Consider the following 17,620-nt stretch of genomic DNA (forward strand, 5'->3'; position numbering starts at 1 on the left):
AAAAGAGGAAAACTCTCTATGTTGTGTAAGCTACTGGTATGGTACCATGCGGCAGTGATTAACTCCGCATAATCGCCAACTGTGCATAATTCCTGTTATGCTGAGCTCAGCATAACAGGAAAAACTGGCTCTTTTCAGGAACCCCTGAAGGAGCGGAAGCCAGTGCAGCGTTGTATAGCCTGATTGAAACAGCCAAAGCAAATGGACTTGAGCCCTACAGTTATCTTCGTCATATTTTCGAGGGCCTACCGCTGGCTGAATCCCTGGAAGATTATGAAGCCTTGCTCCCCTGGAATGCCAAGGCAGCAATCAGCAATACTTCAATCTAGGTGACGAGGTGCGGTTCTGCAGGCGCTTACTCTGCTCCGCAAAAAGGATTGCACCCTGGACTGTCTCGTGATATTGGTTGACCAATTTTACCCTCAGCGGCAGGAGACGATGCAGGGCCAGGCCAAAAGAACAGGGGACAAGGGGGACTATCGCTCGGTCATCGCCGCGATCCGGGAAATGGTTGTTGCAGGTGCGATCCGACCGGGTGATCGTTTACCTGCGGAACGGAAGCTGGCTGCAAGCCTGGAGCTCAGCCGGAGCACCGTTCGTCAGGCCTTTCAGGCATTGGCTGAACGGGGTATCCTGGAAAGCCGTCAGGGAGACGGCAACTACCTGCTGCTTGGTGCAGAGCTGTTTTCCCCTGGTGATCAGATTCTGGATGCACTCAACGGCAAGGGCGATATGGTGGCCCATATCCTGGAACTGCGCCGGGTGATGGAACCGCAGATTGCAGCCCTGGCAGCTGCAAGGATCACTGCCAAAGAGCTCGAGCAGCTGCGCAGCCTGGTTGATCAACAGCAGGCCGCCATCGAAGCAGGCTCCGGCGGTTACCGGCAAGATGCGGCTTTTCACCGCCTTCTGGTCCAGGCCTGCGGCAATCCGGTCATCCAGGAGCTGATGGCCTCATTGACCCGGCTTCTGGATGCCACCCGCTCTCCCTGGTTTGAGAGCAGCAGTCGTAGTCGGGCCTCCCTGGCCGGCCATCGCCTTATCCTTGCCGCCCTGGAGCTTGGAGATCAGCAGGCTGCTGCCCGGGCCATGGGAGCGCATCTTAAGGAGGTGGAACACCATATCCGGGGAGAGTAGCCGCAGGCAGAGGAAGGGAAGAAGGCGCCACCATCGGAGCACCGACGGAGCATCATGGCAGTAGTATGGTAGAGAGGAACCAGGACCGGCAGCAGACGCTCTGGCCCGCAGAGGAGAATGAGATGGCTGTTGAACTGATTGTGATGTATCTGGCTGTGGGTTTGATCGCCGGCCTGCTGGCTGGTCTGCTGGGCGTTGGCGGGGGGCTGGTGATCGTCCCCATGCTGGTATTCTGTTTTGTTCGTCAGGGCGTCGAGCCCGAGGTGATCATGCACCTTGCCCTGGGAACCTCCCTGGCGAGCATCATCTTTACCTCGATCTCCAGTTTCATGTCCCATCATCGCCGCGGGGCCGTGGACTGGAGCATCGTCCGACGGATTGCTCCAGGTATCCTTCTGGGCACCTTTCTCGGCACCATGGTGGCCTCCCGGCTCTCCACCGGTTTTCTCAAGGTCTTCTTCTGTATCTTTCTCTATAGCGTCGCCACCCAGATGATCCTCAACAAGAAGCCCAAGGCCTCCAAGGAACTCCCTGGCCTTCCCGGGATGTTCGGGGTGGGCAATGTGATCGGGGCCGCCTCCAGCCTGGTTGGAATCGGGGGCGGTTCACTCTCCGTGCCCTTCATGCTCTGGTGTAATGTGGCCGCCCATCGGGCCATCGGCACCTCGGCTGCCATCGGATTACCCATCGCCATTGCCGGGGCCTTTGGCTATATGGTCAACAACCTCCATGCGGTGGGCCTGCCGGGCTACAGCCTGGGCTATGTCTATCTGCCGGCCCTGATCTTTATCGTCTGTTTCAGTGTGCTCACCGCACCCCTTGGAGCCCGCCTGGCCCATGCCCTGCCAGTGGATCGGCTTAAACGCATTTTTGCCCTCTTTCTCTATGTGGTGGCCACCAAGATGGTCTGGGGATTGATCAGCTAGCTGCCTGTCCCTTTGCCCATAAGAGCGCGGGATTTGACTTTGCCAGGGAGCAACAACAGCGGCTGAGCAGTTGCATCGGCCTGATCCCCGTTCAGGCGAGAGTCGGCAATCGTGGTGACGACAACAGCCTGGCAGAGCCCGGACCGGCTCTGCCAGCAGTAATGGGTAGCGGTTAGTTGCCTGCCAGTCAGTTGCCTGCCATCATCGCCTCAATATCAGCCTCCGGCGTGGTGATGGGCTTGATATCGAAGTTTTCCACCAGCACATTGAGCACTGCCGGAGAGATAAAAGCGGGCAGGCTCGGTCCCAGGCGGATGCCCTTGACCCCCAGGTGGAGCAGGGCCAGGAGTACTGCCACCGCCTTCTGCTCGTACCAGCCGAGGTCAAAGGAGATGGGTAACTCATTGATATCATCCAGTGCAAAGACCTCCTTGAGCTTCAGGGCAATCACGGCCAGGGAGTAGGAGTCGTTGCACTGGCCGGCATCCAGCACCCTGGGGATGCCGCCGATCTCGCCCAGGTTGAGCTTGTTGTAGCGGTACTTGGCGCAGCCTGCGGTGAGGATCACCGCGTCCTGGGGCAACTTTTCCGCCACCTCGGTGAAGTACTGCCGGCCCTTCTGGCGACCGTCGCAACCGGCCATGACCACAAAGCGTTTGATGGCTCCCGACTTGACCGCATCCACCACCTTATCGGCCAGGGCCAGAACCTGGTTGTGGGCAAATCCACCGACAATGGTGCCGGTCTCGATCTCCTGGGGCGGTGCGCACTGTTTGGCCTGCTCGATGATCGCTGTGAAGTCCTTGCTGCCGCCCTGGCGGCGCTCTGAAATGTGGATGATCCCGGGATAGCCAACCACGCCGGTGGAGTAGATCCGATCCTTATAGCTGTTGGCCTCCTTGATGGGGATGATGCAGTTGGTGGTCATCAGGATGGGGCCGTTGAAGGTCTCGAAATCTGTGTTCTGGTGCCACCAGGAACCGCCATAGTTGCCCTTGAGATGCGCGTACTTCTTGAATGCCGGATAGTAGTTGGCAGGCAGCATCTCACCATGGGTGTAGACGTCCACCCCGGTGTCCTTGGTCTGTTCCAGCAGCTCTTCCATATCCTTGAGATCATGACCACTGATCAGGATGCCCGGGTTGGTGGAGACTCCGATGTTGACCTCGGTGATCTCGGGGTTGCCGTAGCTCTGGGTGTTGGCCTGATCCAGGGCCGCCATGGTGGTGACCGCGCACTCTCCGGCCCTCAGAACCAGGGCCACCATCTCATCCACGGAGAGATCCTCGGTGGTGGAGGCCAGGGCTTCGATCAGGAAGTCATAGATCTCCGCCTTCTCCACCCCCAGGACCATGGCATGGTCGGAATAGGCGCCGATACCCTTGAGGCCGAGAATCAGCAGTTCTCGCAGGGAGCGGACATCTTCGTTTTCCGTGGCCAGCACCCCGACGCCCCTGGCCTTGTCCTGATACGAGCTGACATCACTGGAAAACCAGAGGGCCGAGGCATCCAGCTGCGCACCTCTGTTCTCGTTGTCGGCCATCCCGAAGAACCCCATCAGTTTCTGCCAGATAGAACTTTTATCCGCTCCTGCTGCCATACCGTCGAACTGCTCTTTCAGTTCCTGCTTGATGGCCTGGGAGCGGCTGATCCACTCCTGGAGGCTCTGATCATCAAAGTTGGCATTGGTAATGGTGGTGAACAGGCCCTGGGCGAGAAAGCGACCTATATCGGAGTGGGTCTCTACCCCTGCACCCTGTAAGGCCTTGGCCAAGACCGCAATACCCCTGAGGTCATAGATCAGCAGATCCTGGAGGTTGGCGGTGGACTCCTGCTTACCACAGACTCCTTTGACGGTACAACCGGTTCCCTTTGCTGCTTCCTGACACTGAAAACAAAACATAGTATGCTCCTTTTAAGGATGAGATCCCGGGAACTGCTGGGGTACAGCGTTACCAGGGGGGGAGAGATAACTTGTCGTTGAAAACAGGGACACCATAGCTGGGAACGGTTCATGATCCTTTGACCTGGATCAAGAAAGAGTGATTAAAAAGTTTTTTTTTGGGGAAAATGAAGGGGCAGTGAACGGGGAGTCTGCCGTGTCACTCAGGAGGGCAGGGATAGAGCGTTTTTTCTGGTTGTTATTCCCGCGCAGGCGGGAGTCCAGTCTTGGAGGAAGGATGCAGCACCATTTACCTGGATGCCCGCCTGCGCGGGCATGACGGCAAAGAATCCTGGTTGTATGGGGGGCCTCCCAAGGATTTTGGAGAAACCTTTTGGGGAAATTCGGAGAGAATGAAAAAACCGCCGGTGGAGGCCCACCGGCGGTTGAGGGGAGAGCTGCTTATGGTGATGCCCTACCTGGTGTAGGAGGAAATATCACTCATGCCTTTGCGGGTCTCCGGGTTGAGTCGACCGGCCTGGACCGCGTTTTGATCCCACTCCTTGAGCAGGGTGTCTTTGAAGGTCATCTTGGCATCCACCAGCTTGGCCAGGGGGACACCGGCGAGTTGCTGGGCCTTTTGCTTGGTGGAGAAGTCCGGGGCTTGATAGTTGAGGGTGCCATGGGCGGCCAGGACGCCGACCAACTTCAACCGTGCCTGTTGGGCCTTGTCGTTGGCCACACTGAGCAGGCGCAGGGTCTCTTCAGGGGCATGGTAGAAGGAACCATGGCTGGCGATGGAGTAGTCCCACAACCACTGAGCAGAGCGGATCAACTGGAGTACCGGGGCCATCTCGGCCTCGTTGGCACCAACTTCCCAGGCCTTGCCGGCTTCCAGGTGGGCACGTCCCAGGTTATCCATGGCAATTTCCATCAGCTGCTCTTTGCGTTCCAGCTTGCCTTTGACCAGGGACTTGAACTCCTCCTCACTCTCCCGGTGGCAGGTCAGGCAGGTGTTGGAGATATTATCCAGGGGGTTGCCCACGTTATGGTCAGAGTATTTGACCGCGCCCTCCTGCCTGTAGGGCATGTGACAGTCGGCACATGCCACACCGCGACGGGCATGAATGCCGGTCTTGAAGAGCTCGTAACCGGGATGCTGGGCCTTGAGCATGGGGGTCTTGCTGATCTTATGGGTCCAGTCCTTGAAATCATAGCTGTCGTAATACTCTTCCATCGCCTCGGCAGAGAGTCCCTTGGCCCAGGGCAGGGTGACCACCTTGGCGACCTGCTCCTTACCGGCACCATCGGTATATGCAGTGGCCTTGAAGTAGTACTCCACATGGCACTGGGCACAGACCAGGGAACGCATCTCCTGGTAGGTGATGTCGTCGGGGTTGGTGCCGCTGGCCTCCAGGGCGCGGAGGAGGTGGGGCCGGGTGATGGTCAGTTCGGTGGTCTTACTGTCGTGGCAGTCGCCGCAGCCTATGGGATTGACGATCTGGTCACCCAGGCGGGCCCATTTCCCGGTAAAGAATTCATTTTCACCCTCCTCTGCCATCACCCTGGGCACGTCCGGGGACTTACAGGTCCAGCAGGCCGTGGGCATGGGACCGGTGTCCGGGCCTGTGGGAGCACCGGTTCGCAGGGTGTTGATGTTATCCTGAAGGGCATAGAAATGACCCCTGGGGGCATTGTAGTCCTTGGCAAAGCCATAGCCGGCCCAGAGGATCGCCAGTTGTGGCTTTTGCTCCAGCATGTCGACGATGGTCTCGCTCTTTTTTGTTTTTTTCCAGGAGTCATACTGGCGTGGAAAATGACCGGCCCAGCGATCGTTCCTGCTCTCGATGCCGTCTGCCTTGACCACCGGAGTGGTGTTGAGCGCCTCTTTCTCCGCCTGCTTGCCGCTGATGGAATTTGCCATGAAGCCCATTGCCAGCAGGGCTGCCAGCGAACCACCGAGTAAAATTTTATACCTGTTCACTATCTTCTCCACCTATTAGAGTTCGCGTACACCAAGATTGTTGGGAGTTGAGGCCACATTTCGTACCCTGCCGTGGGGAACCTCACGATGACACTCCCAGCATGTTCTATCCCTGTTGGGGATACCCTTAAAATCATGATAGCTATCACTGCTTGACCTGATCACTGCGGTGAGTTCGGCGTGACAGGCGATGCAGTTTGCCTGGACCCGTTTCGCTCCATCCGCACTGATGCCGATGTTCTGCTGGTAGCTGTTCATGGTGAACACCAGGGTGTGGTTCCAGCCGTCACGGGCCTTGGCAGCATACTTGTTGGCCATGGTATCACGGGGCAGATGACACTCCACGCAGCTGGCGCGTTGGGCATGGGAACTGTGCTGCCAGGTGGCGTACTGGGTCTGCATGACATGACAGTTGATACAGGCCTTGGGATCTGAGGAGAGGTAGGAAAGTGCCTTTGACAAATTGACAAGGTAGCCGAGCGTTATCAGGGCGATAACAAAGATAGTCAGGGCGCTCAGCTTCAATAGTTTGCCTTTTTGCATGAGAAAAATCCTAAAATATTGAATATTGGCTGTACGGAAACGGTCAGGCGCGTGAGAAGGAGATTCACTATCAGGAGTATGGCACGGAACCTGGTCCTTGGTCAAGCCGATTTTATATTTAGGTTCTTCAGGTCTCGCTTGTCGTCAATATACCGTGATAATAACATTAATCTTGGACCTTCTGCCGGATGTTCTCCTTGGCGATGGTCCTCCAACTCAGTGGACGAGGTCACCCTTGAATGACATCTATCTGAACTTCAGAACCTTTCATCGACTCCGCATCTATACGGCGGTGGTTGTGCTTTTTTTTGCCTTGCTCTATCTGCTTGGCCTGGAAAAGCCTGCTCTTGGAGGGTTTGCCGCTGTTGCCGTGATCGGAGCAGTGTTTTGCAATCGGATTCGTCTGGGAACCATGCCGGCCTGCTGCGACCTCTGCGCGGCCAGGGGCACCCTGAAGGCGGAGTATGGGGCTGGTTTCTCCAACGCCAGGCTGGTGCTGGACTGTCCCCAGTGCGGCAGGGTGGTCAACAGGGCTGGACGCGGCGCTCCCCCGGAGCCGGGGGTAGAGTCGGACAGGGCTTGAGTTGCAGGTCTGGGCAATGGTGTTCTCCATGCCTGTCTGCTGGCTTTTTTTTTCCAGGGAGGCGCCAGCCTGCTCTTTTCAGGTTGGTTCTCCTGGTTAAATAGACTATCCTGGAAGGCCAGCGTTGCTGATGCCGCTTATCTTCCCACGGCTACCTTGAAAGCTCCTCTTTTCTTCCCGTCTCCGCATCATGGTTACATTTTTAAGCTCGGAATAAATTTGCCCATGCCTTGATCTTGATCGAAAAACCTGATTTTTCAAAGCACCCCTACCTCTGAGGAGAATGCATGCTCAACCATATCGATACCGCCCTGTTGAAAGTTACCGAAGTCGTTCCGGAAAAATGGGGGGGGCCGGTGCTGATCCTCTCCTTTCTGGTGCTCCTGAATATCCTTGATTACCTGATAGTCGATGAGCGGACCTATGGGGTCGTTGCCGCGATCTTCCTGGTCGTCTGGATGGTGCTGGGGATGCGGCTTACCGCTGTTTACCAGCAAAAGAAGTAGGAGTACGGTCACAGGCATAGAGCATCAGGCCCAGGGAACAGCCGATGATACCGATAATTTCTCTGCTCACCAGGGCTTCGCCTAAAAAGATCCAGGCAAACAGGGCCGTAATGACCGGCACAAAGGCCATAAACAGGGAGACCGTCACCGTTCCCAGATGGCGGATGGAGTAGGCCACACACATCAGGGCGATGATGTTGACAATGATCCCCTGATAGAGGGCTTGGCTGACAATATCCACCAGCGGGGCCTGGGTGAGGGCCGAAGGGAGTATCAGCCAGATGGGCACAAAGAGGAGCACGTTGACCACCGCCACCGCGACCAGGGCATCCTGCCAACGAAAGCCCCACTTACGGATACCGGTCATGTGCATGGTATAGACCAGGGCCGCCCCTAAGAGCAGGAGGATGCCTGTGAGGTGCTCCCGGGCAAAGAGGTGGGAGCCGGCCATGGTAATGTTGGCCACAAAGATCAGGGCCACTGCTCCCCAGCGGACCAGGGAGAGGCGTTGTTGAAAGAGTGACCAGGCAACCACCGCTCCCATGACCGGCAGCATTCCGTTGACCACCACCCCGGCCTGGGCCGCCTTGATCTCCTGGAGGCCGTAAAAGGAAAACATGGTATAGGGAAAACCTACCCCCAGGCCTACCACCAGGTACTGGTGCAGTTTAAATGCCTTCCAGCGGTGCTTCAAGAGCAGCGGCGTGATCCCAACCAGGGCGGTACAGTAGCGCAACAGGGTGATATCCGATGGCAACAGAGTGGTATGGACTGCGTAACGGGAGATGGTTATCCAGCCCGCCCAGATGAAGACAACGATAATACCGGCACAGTAGGGTTTGATGGCGTGCATGGGGGCAGTCCTTGATAGAGAGGGGCAGGGAGCGACGAGGGGAGCCGAAGGGGAAGGGCAGTTCACGCTCCTGCCTTGGATAAGGGCGGCAGGAGCGGGGCGGCAGGAGCGTGCAGATCCGGAAGAAGGATCAGTCGATGGCGCCGTATTTTTTCAGGAGCTGGCGATGGACCGGTTCCGGAACATAATTTTCAGTGATCTCTTCCCAGCCGTCCGCCCCGACCAGCCCCTTGACCAGGCTGGAACTCACCTCCACAAGATCTCTGGGGGACATCATGAAGAGGGTCTGGATGGAGGGATTCATGTTTCCGTTGACGTAGCGCATACCGCGTTCGTAGGTGTAGTCGCCCTCGTTCCGGATTCCCCGGAAGATATAGTCGGCATTGATCGATTCTGCGTACTTTACCAAAAACTTATTCTCCAGGGTGACCACCTCAACGTTCTTCTGGTCGATACAGAGCTCCCTGATCATATCCATCCGCTCTTCCAGGCTAAAGGAATATTGCTTGTGGGCATTTTTACCGACAGCGATAAAAAATGTATCAAAAAGTTTAATGCCCTGCTGAAACATCCAGAGGTGGCCATTGGTTGGAGGGTCAAAGCTTCCAGCGTAAATGCCTATCATGACGGTGTCTAGCTTGTTAATTTATGGTGATATGTCTGCATCTTATGATACAGGTCCCCCTGCTGAAAAGCGAACCTACTCAGAGTTTTCCAAACTGTCAATCGATATCGGAAGTTCTTAGAGCTCTTCTCCGGCAGGGATATTTTGACAATCCGTCGGCTAGCCGCTACTATGAAATCTGGCACCTTACCGGCAGTTGCCCTTGTAAGCTGTTAAAAGAAGACCTTTTTTTCTTTATTAATTCCTCAGCCCTGTCCTTGCCCCGCACTCCATGGAAAAACCCGCCTACCTGAAAGAGGAACACCTCGACTTCCTTGATGACCTGATGCAGTCTGGGCAGATGACCTCGTTCAAGGTGAGTCAGATTCTGATGCATCGTTTTCCTTTCCTCAGTTTTGAGCAGGTCAATACCATTCTGGCCTACTGGATATTCAGCTACGCCGGCAGACATGGAGAAGAAGGCTAGGAACAATCCACACAAACTGGTCCTTGGGATGAGGCTATGCGCTCTGCTGGTCGTGTTTTGCTGCAGCTCGCTCTCTCCCCGGTCGGCCTGGTCCTGGGATGACACCCTTGTTCGGATTGGTGTCGACAACACCCTTCAGGTACGGCATAAAGGCCGGACCGAAACCATCTCTCTCTACGGACTCAGCCCTATCTCCCGCCAGCCTGCGGCCAGGGAAAGGGTGCGTCGATTTTTACTGCTGAGGGCAGCTGGCCAGCGGGTCAAGGTCCATCCTGTCGGCAGCAATGATCAGGGCGATACCCAGGCCCTGGTCTACAGTAACGGTCATAACCTCAACGAGGCCCTGATCAGGGCAGGCTTGATGAGGGTTGACCGGGAGGGGTGTCGATACTATTATTGCAACCAATGGATTCGCTACCAACAGTTCGCTCAACAACGAAGCCAGGGAAACTGGCAATAATGAAAAATATCCTTACCCTGCTCATCCTCATCTCACTACCCCTGGTCTCTGTACCCCTGGTTATAGGCTGTAGTCCTGTTGTTCCCCTGGAGGAAGTTTCACCCCAACAGTCGGCAGCCGCTGCAAGCCGCCACACCAGGGTGGAGGCCGTGGCCAAGAAAACTGAAATCATCACCCTGGCCGGGAAAGGTTATCCGGTTCCCAAGCAGTGGCAGGGTAGGAGGGTGGCAAGCCGGGCCCTTGGTTTTGAGGAGCTGGCCTTGATCCCTGGGCAGTTGAGTCACGAGCACTCCAAGCTCTATCTCCTCAAAGATGCCCAACAGGCACTGATTGCCATGGCGGCGGCTGCCCGGGAAGACGGGATCCAACTCTGCGTCCATTCTTCCTATCGCTCAAGCTGGTACCAGCGGAAGATCTTTGCCCGGATGTTTGCCCAGGGGCGCAGTTATGAAGATGTGATTCGTTACGTTGCCCCTCCCGGTTACTCGGAACATGCCCTGGGTACGGTGGTGGACTTCTATCCCAGTAACTGGCGTTTTGCCGCCACTCCAGCCTACCGATGGTTACAGCAGCATGGCAGCGAGTTTTCCTTTCAGGAGAGTTATCCGCAAGATCAGCCCGATGGCCACCCCTGGGAGGCCTGGCACTGGCGTTGGCAGCCTCGGCAACATGTTTTGAGCCGCAGCCACCCTTTTTGATTCCCCTGCTGCTCCCCCGGGGCAGCTGTCCCGGATGCTTCAACCTGAAATATCAGCACCCAGCCCTGGCGAGGGAATACCTTGACTTCGGATTTTATATTTCCTATAGACAGGACACACCCCCCTCTGGGTACCCTTTGGGAAGTCGTGCTTGTCTCTTTAGGGCTCTGCTCCAGGGGTCCAAGGCCCGATTCATGTCCAGGTCGGTCGGGAACCGCGTATCAGAAACCGCGTATCGTAGCGGTTGGTCAAGGGCTTATCCTCCTTGGTTGGAAAAACTAGTTGAGGTCTGAAATGGTTACTTACGCACAAAAAGCAGCAGAAAATCTCTCCAAAGTCAGGGAAGGCAATCCCCTTATTCACAATATCACCAACTTTGTGGTCATGAACTATACGGCCAATGTCCTCCTGGCCATGGGCGCCTCTCCGGTGATGGCCCATGCAGAGGAGGAGGTGGAAGAGATGGTGGCCTTTGCCGGCTCCCTGGTGCTCAACATCGGGACCTTGAGCGAACAGTGGGTAGATGCCATGATCACCGCCGGTGAACGTGCCACCGCTCTGGACACCCCCATCATCCTTGATCCGGTGGGTTCCGGGGCCACGCCCTTCCGGACAGAGGCTGCCAAAAAAATATTGAAACGCACCCGGGTGAAGGTGATCCGCGGTAATGCCTCAGAGATCCTGTCGCTGCGTGATGCCCAGTCCGTTACCAGGGGGGTGGATAGCGTCCATACCGTTGATGAGGCCGCCGCCGCCTCCTCGCTGCTGGCCGGTGAGCTTGCCACGACCCTGGCGATCACCGGGCCGGTTGACCTGGTTACCGACGGCAGCCGGGTTCTCCATGTGGCCAACGGTCATCCCATGATGCCCTATGTCACCGGCACCGGCTGTTCCGCCACCGCAGTGGTGGGGGCCTTTGCGGCCGTGGATAATGACAGTGTTACAGCTGCAGCCACTGCCCTGGCCTTTTTCGGCCTGGCCGGAGAGCGAGCCGGGAAACAGGCACAGGGACCTGGTTCCTTCATGATCGGATTGCTGGATGCCCTCTATACCATGACCCCGGAAGAGCTCCAGGCCGGTGCGCGGATCGATGAAGGCTGAATCCCAGGCAGCTGTCGTGGATTATTCCCTCTATCTGGTTACGGATCGGGAGCTCTCCCTGGGGCGAAGCCTGGAGTCTGTCATCGGGGCAGCGGTTCAGGGCGGGGTGAGTTGTGTCCAGCTGCGGGAGAAACAGTGTTCGACCCGTGACTTTGTGGACCAGGCCCGGCGGCTGAACGAGATTCTTCAGCCCCTGGCCATTCCTCTGATTATCAACGATCGTGTGGATGTTGCCCTGGCGGTCGGTGCCCGGGGAGTGCATCTGGGACAGCAGGATATGTCCCTGGCCGATGCCAGAGAGATCCTCGGCAGAGAGATGATCATCGGCATCTCGGCAGAGAGCCTTGAGGATGCGATCACCGCCCAGCGCCAGGGCGCGGATTATATCGGGATCAGCCCGGTCTTTGCCACCTCCACCAAGGCCGATACCGCTCCGCCGCTTGGTTTGGCGGGGCTGAGAGCCATTCGAGAACAGGTGGAGCTGCCCCTGGTGGGGATAGGCGGCATCAACGCCGACAATGCCAAGGCCGTGATGGGTGCAGGTGCCGACGGCGTGGCCGTGGTCTCCGCCATCGTAGGCGCCGCCTGCCCTCGGGATGCGGCCATTACCTTACGTCGTCAACTGTGGCAGGGCTGAACCAGATCCATTGGTTGCGTCCTGGCAGCTATTTTATTTAAAAAAAGGAACCCAAACTCAAGCCGAGACTTTGCTCCGGGGAGACAGCAGGAAGAGCATCATGACAGCTACTAAGCCAAAACAGTATCAGAGGGTTCTCACCATCGCCGGTTCCGATTCCGGCGGCGGCGCCGGAATCCAGGCCGACCTCAAGACCTTTGCCGCCAACGGCTGTTACGGGATGAGCGTGATCACCGCCCTGACCGCCCAGAATACCCTGGGGGTCCATGGCATCCATGCCGTTCCTGTGGACTTTGTCCGCCAGCAACTGGAGGCGGTGCTGGCTGACATCGGCACCGATGCCGTCAAGATCGGGATGCTCTTTTCCCCGGAACTGATCTGTACCGTGGCCGAGCAGCTTCGTCGCTTTGGGGTGACCAATATCGTCCTGGATCCGGTGATGGTGGCCACCAGCGGAGACAAGCTTCTCCAGGACGAGGCCATTGTCGCCCTTAAGGAGCAACTGATTCCCATGGCCGATATCATTACCCCCAACCTGCCGGAGGCGGTGGTACTGCTGGAAAAAGAACTGCTCAGCACAGAGCAGGTTGAGCAGGGAGCCAGGGAGCTGGTCGAACTGGGCTGCGGCGCTGTACTGATCAAGGGCGGCCACCTGGAGGGGGGAGCGAGTGATGACTGCCTCTATCTGGGAAAAGGGGAGGAACTGATCTCCCTGCCGGCCAGGCGGATCGCGACCGCCAATACCCACGGTACCGGCTGTACCCTCTCTTCAGCCATTGCCGCCAACCTTGCCAAGGGAGAGGTGGTCTCCGAGGCGGTGGTCCATGCCAAGGCCTATATCACCGCCGCCATAGAGGCCGGCGCCGACTATAGCCTTGGCCAGGGACATGGTCCGGTCGATCATTTTTTCCGGTGGCACTGAAACCCGCGTCTGCAGTACATGGCGCGATGGCTGAGCTCCCGCTACAGGCCCCGTCCATTGTCCTTGATCAGGTCAGTGTCTGTTTCGAGGGGATCTCCCTGTTTGAGCGACTCTCCATCACCATCAGGGCAGGGGAGTGTACCTGTATCCTGGGGCCCAGTGGCTGCGGCAAGTCAACCCTCCTGCGTCTGGTCGCCGGTTCCACGGCAGTGCCCTTTAAGGGAGAGATGCGGATCCTTGCCGAGGATCCTGCCCAGGCCAAGGTTGCCTGGATGGGACAGGATGATCTCCTGCTCCCCTGGTTCACCCTGCTGGACAATATTCTCCTCGGTGCCCGCCTGCGTGGTGAAGTGACCCCACAACGCAGAGAAAAGGCCCTGGGCCTGCTCAAGGCCGCCGGTCTGGAGGGGTATGCCCAGTCGTTTCCGGGCACACTTTCCGGGGGAATGCGCCAGCGCGGCGCCCTGTTACGGACCCTGATGGAGGAGCGCTCCATCCTCCTGATGGATGAGCCCTTCTCTGCCCTGGATGCCCTGACCCGACTCAAACTGCAGGAGCTCTCGGCCGATCTCACCCGTGGAGCCACCGTGCTCCTGGTGACCCATGATCCCCTGGAGGCCCTGCGTATGGCCGATACCATCCTGGTCCTGTCCCAGGGCCCAGCCCGGGTAAAGAGCGTGGTCTCCTTGACGGGAAGACCACCGCGAGCGGTGGACAGCCCCGAGATCAGCAAACACTACCCCGTCCTTCTGGGAGAGCTGCTGGCTGGAGAAGCATCGTGAAAACACTGCGCCTGCTGGTGCTAGCCGCCGGGCTGATATCGCTCTGGCAGCTGCTGGTCAGCCTGAGCGGAGTGCCCCATTACATCCTGCCAGACCCCCTGCGGGTGCTGGTTGCCATCGGCAAGCATTGGACCACCCTGTTGCGCCACCTGGGCACCACCTTCAGCGAGATCCTGCTCGGCTTTGTCCTGGGGATCCTTATGGGTTCGGCCACGGCTTTGACCATGTTTCTGGCCCCTGTGATGAAACGCTGGCTCCTGCCAATACTGGTGATCAGTCAGGCCATTCCGGTCTTTGCCCTGGCTCCCATCCTGGTGCTCTGGTTTGGCTACGGCATGGCCTCCAAGGTGGCCATGGCCGTACTGATCATCTATTTTCCGGTGACCTCTTCCCTGTTCTACGGCATGCAGCGGACCCAGCCCGATCTCTTGGAGCTGGCCAGGATCATGGGAGGCTCCACCCTGGCTATCCTCCGCCACATCGTCCTTCCCTCGGCCTTACCGGCCTTTGCCTCCGGGGTCAGGGTGGCCACGGCGGTGGCGCCCATCGGTGCAGTGGTGGGGGAGTGGGTCGGATCCAGTTCCGGCCTGGGCTTCTACATGCTCCATGCCAATGCCAGGATGCAGATCGACCTGATGTTCGCGGCCCTGGCTGTACTCTCCCTGGTGTCACTGCTCTTTTATTTCCTGGTGGATCACCTCTTGGATAAATTAATTTTTTGGGAATCAAAACAAGGAATCATCTGATGAAGACAATGCGAAAGAAGATAGTTGCAGCAGTCGTCGTGCTGGTCCTGGCCTCTGCCTCTTCGGCCCTGGCCGCGGATAAGGTGCGGGTGCTGCTGGATTGGTTTGTCAACCCGGATCATGCGCCCCTGTTTGTGGCCCTGGAAAGGGGCTACTTTTCAGAGCATGGACTTGAGGTGGAGATCATCGCCCCCTCCAACCCCAATGATCCTCCCAAGTTGGTGGCAGCGGGCAAGGCGGATATAGCGGTCTCTTACCAGCATCAACACCAGATGCAGGTGGCCGAGGGGTTGCCCCTGGTGCGCATCGCTACTCTGGTGGCCACCCCCTTGAACTCGCTGGTGGTCCTGGCCGATGGCCCGGTGAAGACGGTGGCTGATCTCAAGGGCAAGACCGTGGGCTACTCGGTGGGCGGATTTGAGACGGTGCTCCTGAAGGTGATGTTGGAGAAGGAGGGGCTCAGCCTGGAGGATGTCAGGCTGGTGAATGTCAACTTCTCCCTCTCCCCCTCCCTGTTCAGCGGCCAGGCCGACGGGGTGATCGGGGCCTTTAGGAATTTTGAGTTAAATCAAATGGATATTGAGAAACGACCCGGTCGGGCCTTCCTGGTGGAGGAGTACGGCATTCCTGCCTATGACGAGCTGATCCTGGTGGCCAATCGAAAGGACCTCAGCCAGGCGAAGTTACGCCGCTTTGTCGATGCCCTGGAAGAGGGGGTTCAGTACCTGGTAAACCATCCTGAGGCGAGTTGGGAACTCTTTGTCAGGGGCGAGCGCAAGGAGCTCGATGATGAGCTCAATCGGCGGGCCTGGCGCGATACCCTGCCGCGATTTGCCCTCCGTCCTGGCGCCCTGGACAGGCACCGTTACCAGCGCTTTGCCGAGTTCATGCTGGAGCAGAAGAGCGTCAGCACGGTACCACCCCTGGAGTCCTGGGCCGTGGAGTTGCCCTAGATTCGTGCTGCCCGGGATCAGCCCGGCCCTGGAGCAGATGCGGCAGACGGGGGAAGCTGGCGGCAGCTTCCCCCGGATATTCTTCTCCACTGAACCGATTTCCCGTTTCAGCCTTTAGCCTATAGGGCACCTTGAGGCAGGGCTTAAGGTCTCAGGCAGATGCAGCCTCCTTAAAGGCCTCCTTACAGTGGCTCTCCATGGTGATAATCAGCCGACGCAGGGCCCTTTTGTTTTCCGGCCACAGCCCATAGTGGGGCGTCTTTTGGAGTACGCGGTAGAAGCCGAGGACGTTCTCCAGGCCGAGCCAGCGATCCAGGGCCTCTGCCGGGAACTGATCATCGATTCTGGAGGGTTCGGCCTCCTTCTGGTAAAAGCCCAGCTCACCAAGGTAGAGGGCCAGTACCCCGAGAAGATCCCAATAACCATCCCGTAGAGCCGCTACATTATCGCAGGCTGCCAGCTCCTGCAGGCAACGCTCCACTCCGTGATTGCTGAGGGTGATTTCGGAAAACTGGTAGCGACCGTCTGCAGGCGGGGCATCGCCGTTTGCCTGGTGCCACATCATCAGGGTATAGGTGCGGATACTGATCCGCTTGGCCTGAAACTTGGCCCAGAGGAGGAACTCATGATAGTGTCTCTCCAGCATCTTCTCCTGGTTGAATGTGTAGAGGTGCCCGTTATCTTTAAAAAATTTACTAAAGTTGCTGAGGTGGACCAGCTCGTTGGTCAGGCTGTGGACATAACCGAGCCCAGTGATCTTTTCCTTGTTGACCAGCAGCTTGTGTCGGCTGGTCCGGCTGTTGGGAAAAACAATGGTTGCCCAGAGGTTCTCGGTACCAATGGTTCGTTCCGGATCAAGGAACTGTTCACACTCCGTGAGGTAATTTTCGGTCTTGATGACCGGTAAATCACTGGGGATAACGGCAAGGTCAAGCTCGTCCTTGCTGATGAAGGCAAGTGCTTTGCGGGTAGTTTCTATCTCTGCTTCAGAAAAGTTTAAAAATTCCATGGATCAGTCACGTCGAGGTATAAAGAGTCGTCTGAGAAACCGGGGTATTGGGGCTGAAGAGGGGGTAGGGACAGCAGCCGCTGTGACCAGCTGTCCCTCTTATGGCCACCTTGAAAAAAGTTTTTTCTTCCAATCTCGGCGTTGCGCTCAAAATTTTATCCTCGGAATATCAAATATATGCCTACGGTAAAATTTATCGCGCGCCTTGACCTTGATCGAAAAATCTAATTTTTCAAGGTACCCTTATGGAGTACAGCGCTCAGGGAAGTGCTCCGGGGCTTTATGGCGACCTTGAAAAAAAAATCGTTCAAGCTCGCCTTATCCCTGCGTCTCCCTGGCTGTCTCCTGTTCAAGGAGTTCACCCAAGGCATGGGCAGCCTCTCCCACCAGGCGGATGCACTCCTTTCGGCTGCTTTCCGGGTTGGTATAGAAGTTTTTTGCCTCATCGCGATCGCGCCAGTTGACCTTGGCGATCTCGGCACAGGTGAGGCCCCCGTGTTCGGCGGTCAGGGCAGCGAATTTTTCCATATAACGGTGGCTCAGCTTCCACATCCTGGGGTTTTCCTTCTCTTCCAGGCTCCCTCGGCTGTAGAGACTCGAAATTACCGCAACTCCTGCAAGGAGGACCCCGCAGACATTGCCCGAACCACCGATCCCGCCGCCAAAGGCACCAAAGGCCTTGATCACGTTGGGATCCTGGATACCGAGTTTTTCCTGACCCACGGCCAGGATGGCTTGGCTTCAGTGCAGCCGCTGGCGGTAGAGCTCACTGGCCTTCTCTTGCATGCTTTCTGGGGTCATAGGTCC

General features: G+C 57.4%; 20 protein-coding genes and 1 pseudogene. 14 read left to right on the forward strand and 7 right to left on the reverse strand.

What is annotated here, in order from left to right; translation table 11 throughout:
- Window positions 1–116 precede the first annotated feature (116 nt).
- From G494_RS26075 to G494_RS0109395, 3 genes and pseudogenes are all read left to right on the forward strand, one after another.
- A pseudogene (locus G494_RS26075) lies at window positions 117–329 on the forward strand (transposase domain-containing protein); the annotation flags it as partial.
- Window positions 330–438: 109 nt separating this feature from the next.
- The gene (locus tag G494_RS22730; protein WP_051305568.1) at window positions 439–1,137 is read left to right on the forward strand and encodes a FadR/GntR family transcriptional regulator; all 699 of its coding nucleotides are present in this window, start codon (window positions 439–441) and stop codon (window positions 1,135–1,137) included.
- 122 nt (window positions 1,138–1,259) lie between these two features.
- Window positions 1,260–2,063 (forward strand): sulfite exporter TauE/SafE family protein, encoded by an 804-nt coding sequence (locus G494_RS0109395; RefSeq protein WP_028584327.1) that lies wholly within the window; start codon window positions 1,260–1,262, stop codon window positions 2,061–2,063.
- Window positions 2,064–2,250: 187 nt separating this feature from the next.
- Here G494_RS0109395 and hcp read toward each other — a convergent pair whose 3' ends face one another.
- From hcp to nrfH, 3 genes are all read right to left on the reverse strand, one after another.
- A complete protein-coding gene (gene hcp, locus G494_RS0109400) occupies window positions 2,251–3,966 on the reverse strand; it encodes a hydroxylamine reductase (protein ID WP_028584328.1) in 1,716 nt (571 codons plus the stop codon).
- Window positions 3,967–4,420: 454 nt separating this feature from the next.
- The gene (gene nrfA, locus G494_RS0109410; RefSeq protein WP_028584330.1) at window positions 4,421–5,929 is read right to left on the reverse strand and encodes an ammonia-forming cytochrome c nitrite reductase; all 1,509 of its coding nucleotides are present in this window, start codon (window positions 5,927–5,929) and stop codon (window positions 4,421–4,423) included.
- A 15-nt stretch (window positions 5,930–5,944) separates the two neighbouring features.
- Window positions 5,945–6,472 (reverse strand): cytochrome c nitrite reductase small subunit, encoded by a 528-nt coding sequence (nrfH, locus tag G494_RS0109415; RefSeq protein WP_028584331.1) that lies wholly within the window; start codon window positions 6,470–6,472, stop codon window positions 5,945–5,947.
- 235 nt (window positions 6,473–6,707) lie between these two features.
- Between nrfH and G494_RS0109420 the strand changes: the two genes are divergently transcribed.
- Both G494_RS0109420 and G494_RS0109425 read left to right on the forward strand, forming a co-directional pair.
- Window positions 6,708–7,055: a hypothetical protein gene (locus G494_RS0109420; RefSeq protein ID WP_028584332.1), complete on the forward strand. Its 348-nt coding sequence runs from the start codon at window positions 6,708–6,710 to the stop codon at window positions 7,053–7,055.
- Between the two features lie 287 nt (window positions 7,056–7,342).
- Entirely contained in the window at window positions 7,343–7,561 is a 219-nt protein-coding gene (locus tag G494_RS0109425; protein ID WP_028584333.1) for a hypothetical protein, read from the forward strand.
- Here the strand turns inward: G494_RS0109425 and G494_RS0109430 are convergent.
- Both G494_RS0109430 and coaD read right to left on the reverse strand, forming a co-directional pair.
- Window positions 7,533–8,414 carry a DMT family transporter gene (locus tag G494_RS0109430; RefSeq protein WP_028584334.1) on the reverse strand — a complete coding sequence of 294 codons (882 nt, stop codon included), beginning with the start codon at window positions 8,412–8,414 and terminating at the stop codon, window positions 7,533–7,535. The two genes, G494_RS0109425 and G494_RS0109430, sit on opposite strands and share 29 nt — an antisense overlap.
- 130 nt (window positions 8,415–8,544) lie before the next feature.
- The gene (coaD, locus tag G494_RS0109435) at window positions 8,545–9,039 is read right to left on the reverse strand and encodes a pantetheine-phosphate adenylyltransferase (protein WP_028584335.1); all 495 of its coding nucleotides are present in this window, start codon (window positions 9,037–9,039) and stop codon (window positions 8,545–8,547) included.
- Window positions 9,040–9,310: 271 nt separating this feature from the next.
- Between coaD and G494_RS0109440 the strand changes: the two genes are divergently transcribed.
- The 9 genes from G494_RS0109440 (at window position 9,311) to G494_RS0109480 (ending at window position 15,804) form a co-directional block, all read left to right on the forward strand.
- Complete coding sequence (locus G494_RS0109440) at window positions 9,311–9,505, forward strand: hypothetical protein (protein WP_028584336.1); 195 nt, start codon at window positions 9,311–9,313, stop codon at window positions 9,503–9,505.
- Window positions 9,506–9,533: 28 nt separating this feature from the next.
- The gene (locus G494_RS0109445) at window positions 9,534–9,965 is read left to right on the forward strand and encodes a thermonuclease family protein (RefSeq protein WP_161629967.1); all 432 of its coding nucleotides are present in this window, start codon (window positions 9,534–9,536) and stop codon (window positions 9,963–9,965) included.
- Entirely contained in the window at window positions 9,965–10,663 is a 699-nt protein-coding gene (locus tag G494_RS25365) for a M15 family metallopeptidase (protein ID WP_051305569.1), read from the forward strand. Before G494_RS0109445 ends, G494_RS25365 begins: the two co-directional genes overlap by 1 nt.
- A gap of 294 nt (window positions 10,664–10,957) precedes the next feature.
- Entirely contained in the window at window positions 10,958–11,764 is an 807-nt protein-coding gene (thiM, locus tag G494_RS0109455; protein WP_028584338.1) for a hydroxyethylthiazole kinase, read from the forward strand.
- On the forward strand, window positions 11,754–12,401 hold the full coding sequence (gene thiE, locus G494_RS0109460) for a thiamine phosphate synthase (protein WP_035246078.1): 648 nt from the start codon (window positions 11,754–11,756) through the stop codon (window positions 12,399–12,401). The genes thiM and thiE overlap by 11 nt, the downstream gene beginning before the upstream one ends.
- A gap of 100 nt (window positions 12,402–12,501) precedes the next feature.
- Window positions 12,502–13,323 carry a bifunctional hydroxymethylpyrimidine kinase/phosphomethylpyrimidine kinase gene (gene thiD / locus G494_RS0109465; RefSeq protein WP_035246080.1) on the forward strand — a complete coding sequence of 274 codons (822 nt, stop codon included), beginning with the start codon at window positions 12,502–12,504 and terminating at the stop codon, window positions 13,321–13,323.
- Between the two features lie 26 nt (window positions 13,324–13,349).
- Window positions 13,350–14,105, forward strand: coding sequence for an ABC transporter ATP-binding protein (locus tag G494_RS0109470; RefSeq protein WP_028584341.1), 756 nt, complete (start codon window positions 13,350–13,352; stop codon window positions 14,103–14,105).
- Complete coding sequence (locus G494_RS0109475; RefSeq protein ID WP_153305826.1) at window positions 14,102–14,851, forward strand: ABC transporter permease; 750 nt, start codon at window positions 14,102–14,104, stop codon at window positions 14,849–14,851. The genes G494_RS0109470 and G494_RS0109475 overlap by 4 nt, the downstream gene beginning before the upstream one ends.
- Window positions 14,851–15,804 carry an ABC transporter substrate-binding protein gene (locus G494_RS0109480; RefSeq protein ID WP_028584343.1) on the forward strand — a complete coding sequence of 318 codons (954 nt, stop codon included), beginning with the start codon at window positions 14,851–14,853 and terminating at the stop codon, window positions 15,802–15,804. Before G494_RS0109475 ends, G494_RS0109480 begins: the two co-directional genes overlap by 1 nt.
- A gap of 151 nt (window positions 15,805–15,955) precedes the next feature.
- Here the strand turns inward: G494_RS0109480 and G494_RS0109490 are convergent, their stop codons facing one another.
- Together G494_RS0109490 and G494_RS0109495 are read right to left on the reverse strand one after the other, a co-directional pair.
- Complete coding sequence (locus G494_RS0109490) at window positions 15,956–16,813, reverse strand: hypothetical protein (protein ID WP_028584344.1); 858 nt, start codon at window positions 16,811–16,813, stop codon at window positions 15,956–15,958.
- Window positions 16,814–17,131: 318 nt separating this feature from the next.
- Window positions 17,132–17,545 carry a C-GCAxxG-C-C family protein gene (locus G494_RS0109495; protein ID WP_332307524.1) on the reverse strand — a complete coding sequence of 138 codons (414 nt, stop codon included), beginning with the start codon at window positions 17,543–17,545 and terminating at the stop codon, window positions 17,132–17,134.
- Window positions 17,546–17,620: the final 75 nt, after the last annotated feature.

The organism is Desulfogranum mediterraneum DSM 13871 (assembly GCF_000429965.1).
GTDB lineage: Bacteria > Desulfobacterota > Desulfobulbia > Desulfobulbales > Desulfobulbaceae > Desulfogranum > Desulfogranum mediterraneum.